Genomic DNA, 13,585 nt, shown 5'->3' on the forward strand with positions numbered 1-13,585 from the left:
CTCGCGCGGAGCGCCGTGGCGGTTCACGCGGCCCTGCCGCGCGAGCCGAGCCGTGCGGCCGACTTCACGCCGAGGCCGGGCTGTTCGGCCGCGACCGGCACCGCACTGGCCCGGTGGTGGTACATCCGCCGGCCCGACTCCTCGTCGCGCACCCGCCACAGGGAGCTCCGCCGGGCGCGCCGGCCCTCCAGCCCGGCCTCGTACGTCAGGTGCGTCAGGCCCGCGGCCAGGACGACGCCCGTGACGGCCGAGGCTTCGTACCGGGGGCCCTGGTGCGAGCTGCCCGCCGTCAGGTCCAGGCGCGGTACGGCTCGTCGAGCAGCTGGAAGACGGGCTCGCCGCGGACCGGATCCTTGGCCGTGGAGATGCGGACGCGGTCGCCGCTGTGGATGCCGATGGGCGGGCCCATGACGCGGCCGCGCACGACGAAGCCCTCGCTCATCTCGATCAGCGACACGTTGCGCGCCGCCGGTGTGTTGCGGTGCACCACGGTGGAGTGGCGGACGGTGCCCGTGCCCTCGCTGCGCTCCGTGCGCAACTCGCTGCCCTGGCACACCGGACACAGCAGCCGGTGGAACATCGCGGTCCCGCACCAGGTGCAGCGCTGGAAGAGGATGGCGTCCTTGGAGTCCGCGGACACGGGGTCGAGGACATCCGTCCCGGAACCGGCCGCCGGATACGAGTCGCTTGCTGAGTGGTGATGCACGCTGGTCAACTCCCTGCGCTCGGCCGGTGTCCCGCATGCGGGCGGGAACCCCGCACGCGTGTGCGCGGTCGCGGTGCCACCGTGCACGCCGACAGCGTATGGCACTGAGTGTCACTCGTAAAGGCACTCCGTACCCCAATATCCGTGGAGTCCCGGAGCAGGGACGGTCTGCCCCGGCAGGGTTCAGGCGCGGCCCAGCGCGGTCTCGAACTCCTGCACCACGCGCCACAGCGGGGCGTCGCGCCGCGAGACGAGCACGACCACGTCGTCCGGGTGCTCGCCCCGGGCGCCGGTGCGGACCGGCCGGCCGAACGCGGTCTGGACGTACGCCAGTGCGTGGTCCACGGCGGTCCCCGCGTCGCCCTCCCCGTCCGAACGCAGCCACGAGCGCAGGGCGTTGTTGTGCGCGGCGACGACCGCGGACGCGACGACGTCCGCGTGCAGCGTCCCGTCGGGCCGGCCGGCGAACCGCTCCCTCAGGTACTCGGCGAGCGCGCGCTCGTAGCGCCACACCACCGACAACTCGTAGGCGCGCAGCCCCGGGACGCGCCTCGTGAGCCGGTAACGCTGCACCGAGAAGGTCGGGTTCTCCGCGTACATCCGCAGCACCAGCCGGGCCGCGTCGCACACGCGCCGCACCGGATCGTCCGCCTCGGCGCCCGCGTTCAGGAACGCGGTCATGTCGGCGAGGCAGCGTTCGTGGTCGGGGAAGACCACGTCCTCCTTCGAGGGGAAGTAGCGGAAGAACGAGCGCCGTCCGACCCCGGCCAGCGCCACGATGTCGTCCACCGTGGTCTGCTCGTACCCGCGTTCCAGGAAGAGCCGGAAGGCCGCCGCGACCAGGGCGTCCCGCATCGGCGGCTTCGCGGCCGGCGCCGCGCTGCTGGAGCTCATGACCGGGAACGTAGCACCGAAGGCGGTCTCATGGCACTCAGTGCAATGTGGGGATTCCCGGGGAGGAACTGAGTGCTGCCGGACCGGACCAAAGCCGTGGTCAAACTGTCCCTACGCTGCGAAGTAACCTTTCTCCACAGTTGCCGCCGTCAGTCCGCACGAGGAGATCCGCATGCCCGCCGCGCGCCCCCGCCTGCTCTACGTCACCGATCTGGCGTACCCGGCCCGCGGACGCCGTTACGGCGACGAGGACGTCTTCCTCACCTCCCGGCTGCGCGCCCACTTCGACCTCGCCCTGTGTCATCCCCTGGACGCCGCCGCGCTCATGGACGGCTACGACGCCGTGGTCGTCCGCAACAGCGGGCCCGTCCTCGGCTACCAGCAGGAGTACGACGCCTTCCGCGCACGCGCGCTGGGCGACGGGGTCCGGGTGTACAACCCGCTCACCGGCAAGGCGGACATGGCCGGCAAGCAGTACCTGCTCGACCTGACCACGGCCGGCTTCCCGGTCATCCCGACGGTCGACCGCGCCGAGGAGCTGCACCGGCTGCCCGCGGCCGAACACTACGTGGTCAAGCCCAAGTTCGGCGCCGACTCCCTCGGCCTGCGCGTCCTGCCCGCCGGCCGGATCGCCGACGCGCCCCGCGCCGACGGCGGCCTCCTCGTCCAGCCCTGCGTCGACTTCGCCTACGAGGTGTCCTTCTACTTCGTCGACGACGACTTCCAGTACGCCCTGCACGCCCCCGACCCCGAGCGCCGCTGGGAGCTGAAGCCGTACCCGGCCACCGCCGCCGACCTGGAGTTCGCCCGCCGGTTCATCGACTGGAACGCCCTCGGGTACGGCATCCAGCGCGTCGACGCCTGCCGCACCGCGGACGGCGAGCTGCTGCTGGTGGAACTGGAGGACCTCAACCCCTACCTGTCCCTGCACGCCCTTCCCGAGGAGGACCGGGACTCCTTCGTGGCCGCGCTGACGTCGTCCCTGAGCCGGTTCGTCCAGGGGTCGTTCCGCCCGGCCTGACGGGGGCTCGCCCAATCGGTCGTGCCTCTCCTGGTGGCGGGGAGCCTGAACAGCGCTGCCCCGCGGGCCGTATCCCCTCGGGGGACCGCGGACTCCCGTACCCACGGGACGGAAGGAGAGCAGCGTGCCGGCACCGTCGCCCGACCCCGAAGGGCCCCGCGTCGAAGGGCCCCGGGCTGAACGGCCCCGCGCCGAAGGGCCTGCCCCCGGGCCGGTTCTGGAACCCGTCCGCATCCTGCGGTTACGCCGCTTCGACGCGCTCGCGGAGCTGATGCGCGAGGTGATGCCGGACCTGGAGACGATGGAACCGCCCGACCCGTCGCCGACGGCGCGCGGGCGGGAGGACGCCGAGGACGACACGCAGGAACTTCCCCCTGTCGCGGCAGCTCCGCCGCCCGCACCCACCGCGTCCGCGCCGCCCACTCGGCCCACTTCGCCCGCGGCGACCATTCCGCCCCGCGCCAAGGGTCCGCTCGACACCGGCTCCGACGGTGCGTCCCGTCACCGCTCCGGAGTCCGCCGGGCGGCCGTCGCCGCGACCCTCGGCGCCGCCGCACTCGTCGGCTTCGGCTGCGCCCTCCTGCTCCCGGCCCGCCACCAGACGGCCGACGCAGCACCCCGGGGGCCTTCCCGCTCCGCCGCCACGGCACAGGCCTCCGCGGCCCCGCCCGCGTCCGTCCCCGGGGACCCGGCCGGCGCACCTCCGGCTTCGGCTCCGACCACAGCCGTCGACCCGGACGGCTCCGGCACTCTCCGCCAGGGTGACACCGGCCCCGAAGTCGTCGAACTGCAGCAGCGCCTCCTGCGCATACCCGACGTCTACCGGGACGGCTCGACCCAAGGAACGTACGACAGCACCCTCACCGAAGCCGTGGCCCGTTTCCAGCTGTGGTACGGCATCAGCGGCGACGAGACCGGCGTCTACGGCGACGACACCCGACGCGCGCTGGAGTCCCGCACGAGCGCCGGAACCGGCTGACCGCCCCGGCCCGCGGGCACCCCACCCCAATTGCGGAGGCGCGGTGCGGTCGGCCCGTCCGTCAACGCGCCTGTCAGCGCCCGCCGGAGCCGCGTCCGCCCAGCGCCTCGGAGACCGCACGGACGCTGCGCGCGATGTGCTGGAGCTGAAGCACCTCCGCCGCGTACAGCTTGATGCTGTGCTCGATGACCGACTCGGGCATTCCGAGGGCCGGGAGTTCGGCGCGGGCGGTCTGCAACGCCGTACGCGCCACCCGGACTTCTTGTTCGACCTGGAGCTGCGCGTGCCGGGCGAGCAGCACGGGGTGCCGCATCAGTGCCGGGTAGCTGGCGTACCGCGCCGGGATCAGCTCGCGCAGCCACCTGGTCGCCGACCGCTCCCAGTCGTAGCTGCCGGGCGTCTTGACCTGGCAGGGCCAGTCAGGGCTGATGCGCGTGCTGGTCAGTGGCATCGTCATCGCTTCCGGTCTGCGGCGTCGGGAGGGGTGGTCCGGCGGTGTGGGGCGGTCCCGGCCCAGGGGATGACCGGGACCGCCACGGGCGCGTCGCCGGGGCGCCGCGCCGGCGGACGGTCCGGGCACCGGCGCGAGTAGGGCGCGACGGCGTCGGGTGTCCGTGCGGGTGCCCCGGGCGTCAGGTGCCTGCGCTGCGGGTGTGCCTGCGTGCGCATGGGCGGGTCCGTCGGCTTTCTCGGGGCGGGGTGGGGTGGGGCGGAGCGGGATGCGCGCGGTGGTCGACCTGGCGCGATCCGTGAGCAGTATTTATATATGCCGACGACTTGGCAAGGCGCATGAAAACTTTCATGTGCCAATTGTCGTGAATGCTCCGCGGGCGCCGAATGATTCCTGCGCTCTGTGCCCTGTGCTCTGCGCGCAGCGCCCCCTGCCCAGCGTCCCGTGACGTCCGCCCCGTGACAGGCCCCGGCCCTCCCGGACGGAAGGAGGGTCAGTTCTTGAGGAAGAACTGCTGCTGGTCCGCGACCTGTTCGTACTTCTCCAGGCGTCCCTGGGTGCGTTCGGGATCGGCGTCCGTCATGGCCTGCAGCAGCGCCGCGGCCATCACGCCGGGCGCGGCGTAGGAGTCGAAGACCAGGCGGGAGCCGGTGCCGGTGGCGAAGGTGACGTCGGCCTCGTCGGCCAGCGGGCCGAGCGCGAGGTCGGTGACCAGCGCGACCTTCAGACCCGCCTCGCGCGCGACCCGGAGCGCGGTGAGCGTCTCCTGCGCGTGCCGGGGCATCGCGAACGCCAGCACCCAGCTGCCGCCCGCCTCACGCGCTTGCAGCAGCGCGTCGTACGCCACGCTGCCGCCCCGCGTCACCAGCCGCACATCCGGGTGGATGCGCCGGGCGGCGTAGCCGAAGTACTCGGCCAGCGACATCGAGATGCGCAGGCCCAGCACGGTCAGCGGGGTGGAGCGGGACAGCGCCCGGCCGACGCGGATCACCCGGTCCGGGTCGGCGAAGTCGCGGCGCAGGTTCTCCAGGTTCTGCAGCTCGGCGTCGACGGCGGCCTGGAGTTCGTTGGCCCGGTCCTCCTCGCCGGGGCCCCCGGCCAGCGCGCTCAGCGCGATCGACTGGAGCCTCTCCCGGAGCGCGGGATAGCCGCTGAAGCCGACCGCCGACGCGAAGCGGGTGACGGAGGGCTGGCTCACGCCGACGCGGTCCGCCAGCTCGGTGATCGACAGGAACGCGGCCTCGGTGATGTGCTCGATCAGGTACTGGGCGATCCGGCGCTGCCCGGGGGACAGCCGGGGGCCGTCGAAGAGCTCCCGGAGCCGGGACGTGGGTGCGGCCTCGGACTCCGGGCCGGTCCTGCCCGAAGTGATCGCCGACGCCTGGGCGCGCGCCTGCTGCGGCGAGTGAACCGGTCCGGACGGTCCGGCGGGTACGGCGGGTACGGCGGGTACGGCGGGTTCGGCCGGGGCGGGCGGCGCCGCGGGTTCTGCCGGCTCCGCGGTTTCTGCCTGTTCTGCCGGTCCTTCAGGTTTGTCTCCCACGAAAACTCAACATAGCTCACCCACCATGGTGACCAGGGAGTTGTGACGGCCCGGCAGCCCGGCAGCCCGGCAGCCCGGCAGCCCGGCAGCCCGGCGAAACCGGCGGCCCGGTGGCCCGATGGCCCGACGGCCGGCGGACCGCGGCCTCACCGCCGGTACAGGGTGATCGAGTGCCCCACCTCGTCGACCGCGCGGCTCGTGCGGATCAGCTCGGCCAGCCCTCCCCGCGCCTTGGCGACCGCGGAGTCCGACACGACCAGCAGCCCGTGCACCCGCTCCGGCGCCACCTCACGCGGATCGGAGGCGCGGATCCCGTAGGACGACGGAACACCGCTGCCCTTGTAGACCAGCCACACCCGCTCGCCCGGATAGCGCTCCCTCAGCCGGTCGGCGAGCCGCCCCAGGTCCTGACCCCAGTCCACGTTGGAGTCGTGCAGCACCCGATGGGTGTGCGCCGGACCCCCGAACGCCTCGTTGGCGTACGGCAGGTAGTACGGGAACGCGCGCAGCGAACTCACCGCCGCCCACAGCACCAGCACCCCCGTCACCGTTCCCGCCCGGCGCCGGTGCTCCGCGCGGCAGGCGGTCCGCACGCATGCGGCCGTCACCGCGAGGAACATCGGCACGAACAGCGCGTACCGAGTACCGAAGTCCCGCGAGCCCGTCATCGCCGCCGCGAGCAGCACCACGGGCGGGAGCAGCAGATACGGCGCCGCCGACCGCAGCCGTCGTACCGCCACGACCGCCACGGAACCGGCCGTGCCCAGCGCGAGCAGCCCGATCGGCGTCTTCACCAGCAGGGCGACCGGGAGGTAGTACCAGAGGGCGCCGGCGTACACGTGCCCGAACAGATAGCCCTGCCACGGGTAGTCCTCCAGCCCGAACTGCACGCGCATCCCGGCCCGGTACGCGTCCGGCAGCGGCAGCAGCTCCGTCAGCAGCCCGCGCGGCCCGGGCACGGCCGGCACCGGCTCGGTGGGCGTGAACCGCAGCCGGGGGTCGACCGCGAGATACGCGGCCCATACGACGGCGACCGCCACCAGCGCCACGACCGCCGCCCCCGCCAGGCACAGGCGCGCCTCACGCCACCGCCACCGCCGCCATGACCCGGTGCCGGGCAGGGCGGCGCGCACGGACACGACGGCGAGGGCCATCAGCACCGGTACCGCGGGCAGCGCGCTCATCTTGGTGGCCACCGCCGCGCCCAGAGCCGCCCCCGCGAGCGGCAGGCACCGCCACGGCCGCTGCCGCGCCAGCCACACCAGCCAGGCCGACGTCAGCACGAACCCGGCCGTCGGCACGTCCAGCGTGGCCAGCGAGCCGTGCGCGATCACGTCGGGGGAGTAGGCGTACAGCGCGAGCGCCACGAGCCCGCCCGCCGTACCGGTCACCTCGCCCGCGAACGCCCATACGACCAGCCCGAAGAGCAGCGTCAGCGCGATCACCGGCAGCCTTGCCCACAGCATCAGCCGCCAGGGGTCGTTGCCCGACTCGTACAGCAGATGCCGGCCCACGTCCCCCTGGGTGCCCGTGTACGACGGGTCGTAGTGGGGGTCGGCCACCGCGACGCCCGCCGCGATCAGCAGCTTGCCCAGCGGCGGGTGCTCGGGGTTGTAGCGCAGGCGGTGCTCACGCAGGTAGTCGGTGGCCGTGGCCACGTACACCGGTTCGTCGATGGTGGGGGTCTGCTGGACGGCCGTGGTGACCATCGCCGCGGCCATCTGAGCCAGCAGCAGCGTCACGAGCGCCGGCACCAGCCACCGCCGGCGGCGGCGCAGCCCGGCGTACAGCACGGCCCGGAACGGTGTCCGCGCGGGTCCGTCGTCGCCGGTGGGCCCGGGGGCCAGGACCGCCTGGCCCGCACGGGCCGTCTGCTGTTCGTGCGTCGTCACCGTCCGCCGCTCCCGGACTCGTAGTCGTACCCACGCTTACGGCCCGAGGCCGCACGGAGTTCAGCACGACACGGGTGATCTCCGCACGGATCACTCGACGCGACCACGGTGGAATTCTCTGCGAGGGTGGGAACCGCACGCGTCGGACGAGCCGGGACGGTGGACGGTGACGGCATCAAAGCTGAACGGCACGGGGTACGACCACGCGAAGCGCCTGATCGAGCAGGGGCGTTTCGTCGCCGACAAGGACGACTGGCAGGAGGTCCAGCCGTCCGCGCAGCAGGAGAACGCCTTCATCGAGGCGCACGGGTTCGGACAGTTCGCCGAGTGGTACCTCGGCGTGAACGAACAGGAGCCCGAGGAGACCAAGGCGCGGTACTCCTTCCCGTACGGCGACTTCGACAAGGTTCACCGCAGCGGCCTGGTCGCTGTGGAGTCCCGGGCCGGACAGTACAAGCACCATGACATCGAACGTGCCGCCCGCCATCTGCGTGAACTGATCGACGAACGCGCGTAGCCGGCCGACGAACGCGCCTAACCCACCGACGACGAGGGCCGGCGATCCGCTCCGGCGGTGGGCTCAGCCCCGCCCGGAGGCCGGCGCGGTGTCCCGCGCCGCGCACGGTGTGGGCAGCGCGGTCGACGGCACCACCAGGTCCGCCCGGTCCCGGGTCGTGGCGACGAGGTCGGCGTTGCGCTGGTCCGTGCCCAGCACCCAGGCCACCGCCGTCTCGTGGTCCTTGCCGAACTCCTCGTGCCGGGCCACCAGCCGCCGGACGCGCTCCGGCTCTTCGCTCTCGCAGAACCACACCTCGTCCAGGGCCGGCCGCACCCGCGCCCACGAACCCTCGCGCAGGAGCAGGTAGTTGCCTTCGGTCACCACCAGCCGGGCGGCCGGTGGCACCGGGATCGAGCCCGCGATCGGCTGCTCCAGCACCCGCTCGAACCCGGGCGCGTACACCACCTCGTCGGCGTCCTCCCGAAGTCGCCGCAGCAGCGCGGCGTAGCCGGCCGCGTCGAAGGTGTCGGGTGCGCCCTTGCGGTCCCGGAGGCTCAACCGGTCCAGCTCGGCGTCGGCGAGGTGGAAGCCGTCCATGGGGACGTGCGCCGCCCAGGGCGGCCCGTCGGCGTTGAGGGCCCGCACCAGATGCTCGGCCAGCGTCGTCTTCCCGGCACCCGGAGCGCCGGCGATGCCCAGGAGCGCACGGCGCCCGTCCCGGGAGAGGGCGCGGGCCCGCAGGAGCAGGTCGTCAAAGGTCAGCGACACGGGGGGCACAGGGGAGAGTCTGCCAGGCCGCCGCCTTCGCCTCTCGGACAGCGGCGCCTTCGGCGGCACCTTCCCCTCCCGGGCCGGCGCCTTCACTTCCTGGGCCGGTGCGTTCGCCTCGCGGTCAGGGGTCTCACCCGGGCCGGGTGACTGCCTCTCGGGCCGGGTCGCTGCCTCTCGGGTCGGCGGCTTCGCCCTTCAGGCCGCGGCCGTCGCCCCCCTCCGACCAGGGCCCTGACTTCGGGGCCGGCGCCCTCGCCTCTCAAGGCGGCGGAGCTCGCCTCTCAAGCCGGACCCTCGTCTCTCGGGCCGGCGCCCGAAACCCCCGGCCGGGGCCACTTGCCTCTCAGATGAGTGGGCGCGCCAGGAGTCCGAGGAAGTCGAGGAGGTCGCGGGTGGCGTCGGCGGCGCCGAGGGCCGGGAGGGCGCCCAGGGCGAGGACGGCGAGGGCGGCGGGCCACAGGTGAGGGGGCGGTGTCGTCTGCAGGGCCGCGATGCGCCGGGAGACCGCGCGGTCGGTGAAGGTGAGGGCGCAGCCGGACCGGGCTTCGCCCGCCGTGAGCGCGGCGCGGGCCAGGGCGCGGGCGGTGGTCCGCCGGTCCCCGACGGTGGCCGCGGCCCGCTCGTCCGCCCACCGCTCCACGAGGAAGGTCACCGCGGAGCGGACCGGGCCGAGCAGCGGATTGGCCGCGGCGGCCAGTGTCGCCGCCGTGACCAGCCGGCCGTGCCGGTGCGCGAGATGGGCCCGTTCGTGCGCGAGCAGCACCCGGCGTTCGGCGGGTTCCAGCGCGGCCAGCATCGCCGACGTGACCAGGATCCGGCCCGGCCGGCCGGGTACGGCGAACGCCTGCGGCACGGAGGACGCGGCGACGACCAGCTCGGTGTCCGCCGGATGCCCCGCGCACAGCCGCCGCAGGGCCCGACGGGTGGCCCGCTCGCAACGGATCGCCCGGTACACCCGGTGGGCGACGAGCAGGAGAGCGAGGCCCGCGGCGACCCCGACGACCTCGGGCACCGGGTCGACCAGCCGGCGGCCGTCCTCCCGGGCCTCCGCGATCACCGGCGGCGCGTCCCCGAGCAGGGCTGCGGCCAGCAGCATCAGCGACCAGGTGGTGGCCGCCGCGGTCAGCACCGCCGCGCAGGTCAGTACGCGCGCCGCGAGCGCCGGGGCCACCCGTCGTCCCATCACCGGACTGACGAGCGGCAGCAGCACGGACAGCAGCAGCGGGGTGTACACGTCGAATCTCATGCCCCGCCTCCGGCGAGCAGTTCCCGCAGCGCCCGCTCCTCCTCGGGGCTCAGGCCGGTCACGAACTGCTGCAGCGCGGCGATCGGATCGGGGCCCCGGTCCAGGGCCTCGTGCATCGCCGCGGCGGTCAGCTCCGCCGCGTTCTTCGCCGGCCGGTACGCGCCGCGCCGCCCGTCGGCGTCGCGCAGGACCAGCCCCTTGTCGTACAGGCGCTTGAGAATGGTGTGGACCGTGTTGTAGGCGAGTCCGCCGCCGATCTCGGCCTGGATCTCCGCCGGAGTCAGCGGCCCTTCGGTGGCCCAGAGGGCGGCCAGTACCTCACTCTCCAGCGCCCCGGCGCTGCGCCGTTCCGCCCTGCCGCGGGACCCTGTGCCAGCCATGCCCCAACCTTACAGCGCGTAGGGCCGTCGCTCGGATGGCCGTACCTGCCCGCCGGACATCCACCGTGCGCGCTAGTTTGTCCCTGTTGCCCTCGAAGCCGGACCTGTAGCCCTACAGGCTGTAGGGTCGCAGCAGGCCCTACACGGTGTAGGGGGTGAGGGGCGACGATGGCCGGCAGCGCGCACGCCACAACGACCGAGGACGGGCGCGCAGGCTCGCGCCGCACTGTCACGGGTGCCACTCCCGGCCACGGGGCTCTGCCCCTCGCGGTGGTCGCCGCAGCCTTCACCCTGGCCCAACTCCTCCTCGTACCCCCGGTCATGGGACTCGGCTGGGACGAGACGGTGTACGTCAGCCAGGTCAGCGGACACGTGCCCGCGGCCTTCTTCAGCGCACCCCGCGCGCGGGGCGTCTCGCTGCTGACGGCGCCGATCACCTCCTGGTCCTCGTCCACCCCGCTGCTGCGCGTCTACCTCGCCCTGCTCTCCGGTTTCGCCCTGTTCCTGGCCCTGCGTGCCTGGCGTGGCCTGTTCCCCGTCCGCGTCCTCGCCGGGGCCGGCGTCTTATTCGCCTCGCTCTGGGTGACGCTCTTCTACGGCCCTCAGGCCATGCCCAACTACTGGGTGGCCGTCGGCGCCCTCGCCGCCGTCGCCTGCTTCCTGCGCGCCGGTACCGCCGCGAGAGGGGACCGCCACCCGCGCGGAACGAAGAACCCCACGGAGGGCCGGAAGGACCGGGAGAGCTGGAGGAGCTGGGAGGGCCGGAAGGACCGGGAAGACCGGGAGGGGCGGGAGGCCGGGGAAGGCCGAGACGGCCGGACCGTGCTCTGGGGCTTGGCCGCGAGCGGGGCGCTGATGGCGTTGATGCGGCCCATGGACGCGGTCTGGGCCTGCCTGCCGCTCCTCGTTCTAGGCCTCCGGCGCCCCTACCGGCGCCCCCTGCTCGTCCTCCTGGCCGGACTCGCGGCGGGGGCCGCCGAGTGGGTGATCGAGGCGTACGTGGGATACGGCGGCCTGTTCCAGCGGCTGTCGGACGGTTCGGCGATCCAGGGCGGCCTCGGCCTCCACCTCGCCGTCGTCGACCAGTTGCGCAGCCTCGGCGGGCGCGCCCTGTGCCGGCCGTGCACCGGCGGGTTCCCCGGCCCCGCGGTCATGGGGTGGTGGTTCGCTCTGCCCCTGCTCACCGCGCTCGGCCTGGCGGTCGCGGTCCGCGCCCGGCGTACGACACCCACTCTGCTCCCGCTCGCCTGCGCGGTCACCGCCGCCACCCCCTACCTCTTCCTCATCGGCTACGCGGCGCCCCGTTTCCTCCTGCCCGCGTACGCCCTGCTCGCGATCCCGGCCGCCGACGCGCTCGATCGTCTGACGACCGCCCGCGACGGCTCCCGCCGCCCCCTGGCCGTCGCCCTGGTGGCGCTCGGGCTCGCCGCCCACCTGACCGTCCAACTGACGGTCCTCATGCCCCTCGTGGACCGCACCACCACCGCCCGCCGGTCCTGGTCCGGCACCGCGGACGCCCTGCACCACCTCGGCGTCCGTCCGCCCTGCCTGGTCACCGGGCACGAGGCCATCCCCGTCGGCTTCTACGCCGGCTGCTCCTCGGCGGCCACGTCCGGGCACAACGCCAACAGCACGGACGAGGCCATCGGCCGCGCCGCCCGGCGCCTTCCGGTGGCCACCCTGGTGGTCCCGGGCACCCGGCCACCCGCCTACGCCCGCGACTGGCCGTCCGTGGCGGTCGGCGCACTGCGCGTGTACTACGCCGTACCCGAGGCCGGTTGATGAGCCGTGCCGGATCCCGGTTCATGAACCGCCGCGCCAGGACCGCAGGTGCGCCGTCGACTACACGCCGCGCCAGGGAGACCGGTACGCCCGGTACGCCGTCGACGACACGCCGCGCCGGTGCCGCCCGCGCGCCGATGGTGCCGCGCCGCGCCGACGAGCAGGAGGGGCATTGATGACGCGCCGTGTCAGTGAGCAGGGAGGCCGCTGATGTCCCGTCACGCCGCTGCGGAGGCCGCCCATGAGGACCGAAGGCCGGTGACCGAGAGCGCTCAGGACGATGGGATGTCAGCCGCCGCGGCAGGCGAGGACGGTCCGTCTCCACCTCCGGACCCGACCTCGACCTCGGCCCTGGGGGCGACCTCGGCCCCGGCGTCCGTCCCCGCCCCGGTCCCGGCCTCGGGACCGCTCACGGCATGCCTCGCGGACCTCATCCCCGCTGTCGCGCGGCGACGGGTCTGCTGGCACGGCGCCGGCTGCCTCGCGGTACTGCTCTGCGTGGGCTACCTGGCCCGGCGGCACTGGCCGGTGGTGCGGGCCGGGGTGGAGCGACTGGCCGTGGCCGATCAGGGGTGGTTGCTGGTCGGCGCGGTGGCGGCCGTCGGCACGTGGGCGGCCTCGGCGCTGGCCCAGCAGGGCGCGGTCACCCGGCGGTTGCCCACGGGGCGGCTGATCGCGGCGCAGTTCGCCGCCTCCGCCGCGAACCACCTGCTGCCGGCCGGCCTCGGCGCGGGCGCGCTGAACCTGCGGTTCCTGATGCGCTGCGGACTGTCCGCGAGCCGTGCGGCCGGCGCGCTCGCCGTCAAGGCCGGCGCCGCCGGGGCGGTCCGCCTGGCACTGATCGCGCTGCTCGCCCTGGCCTGCCCCGGCCTGCTGCGGGTGCCGCACTTCTCCCCGGCCGTGCTCGCCGCCGTACTGGCCGCCGTCGCTCTCCTCGCCGCACTCGTGGCCGTCCCGCTGCGGCCGCGCTGCCGCCGCGCGGTGACGGCCGTGCTGACCGACATCCGTGCCGTGCACGCCTGTCCGCTCCGCACGGCGGCCCTGTGGGGCGGCTCGCTGGCCTTCGCCACATTGCACTGCGCGGTGTTCGTCGCCGTCGCCAAGGCCGTCGAACTGCCCCTCCCCGTCGTACAGGTGGCCCTGCTGTACCTGGCCGCCAGCACGGCGGCCGCCCTGCTGCCCACTCCGGGCGGCCTGGGGTCCCTGGACGCCGCGCTCGCCTTCGCGCTGACCGCGTCCGGCGCCCCCGCCGCCACGGCCGCCTCCGCCGTGCTCGGCTACCGCCTGCTGACCGTTTGGCTGCCGCTGCCACCGGGCCTTGTGGTCCTGGCGGTGCTGGTGCGCCGCAAGGCGTTGTGAGAAAAAAGATCCGGGAAGGAACACCCTGCCACCGGGTTTTGGAGTTTCCGCGGTCCCCGCAT

The 13,585-nt window shown here is 74.1% G+C and carries 14 protein-coding genes; 5 read left to right on the forward strand and 9 right to left on the reverse strand.

Annotation, left to right across the window (positions count from 1 at the left end; genetic code table 11):
• Positions 1 to 23: 23 nt before the first annotated feature.
• From OIB37_RS33470 to OIB37_RS33480, 3 genes are all read right to left on the reverse strand, one after another.
• Complete coding sequence (locus tag OIB37_RS33470) at positions 24 to 152, reverse strand: hypothetical protein (RefSeq protein ID WP_330461349.1); 129 nt, start codon at positions 150 to 152, stop codon at positions 24 to 26.
• A gap of 137 nt (positions 153 to 289) precedes the next feature.
• Positions 290 to 706, reverse strand: a complete 417-nt coding sequence (locus OIB37_RS33475; protein ID WP_330461350.1) for a Zn-ribbon domain-containing OB-fold protein — start codon at positions 704 to 706, stop codon at positions 290 to 292.
• A 183-nt stretch (positions 707 to 889) separates the two neighbouring features.
• Positions 890 to 1,600, reverse strand: coding sequence for a TetR family transcriptional regulator (locus OIB37_RS33480; RefSeq protein WP_330461351.1), 711 nt, complete (start codon positions 1,598 to 1,600; stop codon positions 890 to 892).
• Positions 1,601 to 1,772: 172 nt separating this feature from the next.
• On the opposite strand from OIB37_RS33480, the gene OIB37_RS33485 reads away from it, so the two are divergent.
• Entirely contained in the window at positions 1,773 to 2,621 is an 849-nt protein-coding gene (locus OIB37_RS33485; protein WP_330461352.1) for a hypothetical protein, read from the forward strand.
• Positions 2,622 to 2,745: 124 nt separating this feature from the next.
• Positions 2,746 to 3,600, forward strand: a complete 855-nt coding sequence (locus OIB37_RS33490) for a peptidoglycan-binding protein (RefSeq protein ID WP_443058236.1) — start codon at positions 2,746 to 2,748, stop codon at positions 3,598 to 3,600.
• A gap of 73 nt (positions 3,601 to 3,673) precedes the next feature.
• On the opposite strand, the gene OIB37_RS33495 is transcribed toward OIB37_RS33490, so the two are convergent.
• From OIB37_RS33495 to OIB37_RS33505, 3 genes are all read right to left on the reverse strand, one after another.
• A complete protein-coding gene (locus tag OIB37_RS33495) occupies positions 3,674 to 4,057 on the reverse strand; it encodes a hypothetical protein (protein ID WP_330461353.1) in 384 nt (127 codons plus the stop codon).
• Between the two features lie 487 nt (positions 4,058 to 4,544).
• The gene (locus tag OIB37_RS33500; protein WP_330462068.1) at positions 4,545 to 5,423 is read right to left on the reverse strand and encodes a MurR/RpiR family transcriptional regulator; all 879 of its coding nucleotides are present in this window, start codon (positions 5,421 to 5,423) and stop codon (positions 4,545 to 4,547) included.
• Positions 5,424 to 5,740: 317 nt separating this feature from the next.
• Positions 5,741 to 7,315 carry a phospholipid carrier-dependent glycosyltransferase gene (locus tag OIB37_RS33505; RefSeq protein WP_443058298.1) on the reverse strand — a complete coding sequence of 525 codons (1,575 nt, stop codon included), beginning with the start codon at positions 7,313 to 7,315 and terminating at the stop codon, positions 5,741 to 5,743.
• Positions 7,316 to 7,652: 337 nt separating this feature from the next.
• Here OIB37_RS33505 and OIB37_RS33510 point away from each other — a divergent pair, with 337 nt between their 5' ends.
• On the forward strand, positions 7,653 to 8,003 hold the full coding sequence (locus OIB37_RS33510; protein WP_330461354.1) for a hypothetical protein: 351 nt from the start codon (positions 7,653 to 7,655) through the stop codon (positions 8,001 to 8,003).
• A 63-nt stretch (positions 8,004 to 8,066) separates the two neighbouring features.
• Here OIB37_RS33510 and OIB37_RS33515 read toward each other — a convergent pair whose 3' ends face one another.
• The 3 genes from OIB37_RS33515 to OIB37_RS33525 all read right to left on the reverse strand — a co-directional run bounded on the left by OIB37_RS33515 (position 8,067) and on the right by OIB37_RS33525 (position 10,382).
• The gene (locus OIB37_RS33515; protein ID WP_330461355.1) at positions 8,067 to 8,753 is read right to left on the reverse strand and encodes a nucleoside/nucleotide kinase family protein; all 687 of its coding nucleotides are present in this window, start codon (positions 8,751 to 8,753) and stop codon (positions 8,067 to 8,069) included.
• A gap of 346 nt (positions 8,754 to 9,099) precedes the next feature.
• A complete protein-coding gene (locus OIB37_RS33520; protein ID WP_330461356.1) occupies positions 9,100 to 10,002 on the reverse strand; it encodes a M56 family metallopeptidase in 903 nt (300 codons plus the stop codon).
• Positions 9,999 to 10,382 carry a BlaI/MecI/CopY family transcriptional regulator gene (locus OIB37_RS33525; protein WP_330461357.1) on the reverse strand — a complete coding sequence of 128 codons (384 nt, stop codon included), beginning with the start codon at positions 10,380 to 10,382 and terminating at the stop codon, positions 9,999 to 10,001. Before OIB37_RS33525 ends, OIB37_RS33520 begins: the two co-directional genes overlap by 4 nt.
• 168 nt (positions 10,383 to 10,550) lie before the next feature.
• Here OIB37_RS33525 and OIB37_RS33530 point away from each other — a divergent pair, with 168 nt between their 5' ends.
• Together OIB37_RS33530 and OIB37_RS33535 are read left to right on the forward strand one after the other, a co-directional pair.
• Positions 10,551 to 12,164, forward strand: a complete 1,614-nt coding sequence (locus OIB37_RS33530; RefSeq protein ID WP_443058237.1) for a hypothetical protein — start codon at positions 10,551 to 10,553, stop codon at positions 12,162 to 12,164.
• A 285-nt stretch (positions 12,165 to 12,449) separates the two neighbouring features.
• Positions 12,450 to 13,523: a lysylphosphatidylglycerol synthase domain-containing protein gene (locus OIB37_RS33535; RefSeq protein WP_330461358.1), complete on the forward strand. Its 1,074-nt coding sequence runs from the start codon at positions 12,450 to 12,452 to the stop codon at positions 13,521 to 13,523.
• The last annotated feature ends 62 nt before the right edge of the window (positions 13,524 to 13,585 follow it).

Origin of the sequence: Streptomyces sp. NBC_00820 (genome assembly GCF_036347055.1) — a bacterium.
Classification (GTDB): domain Bacteria; phylum Actinomycetota; class Actinomycetes; order Streptomycetales; family Streptomycetaceae; genus Streptomyces.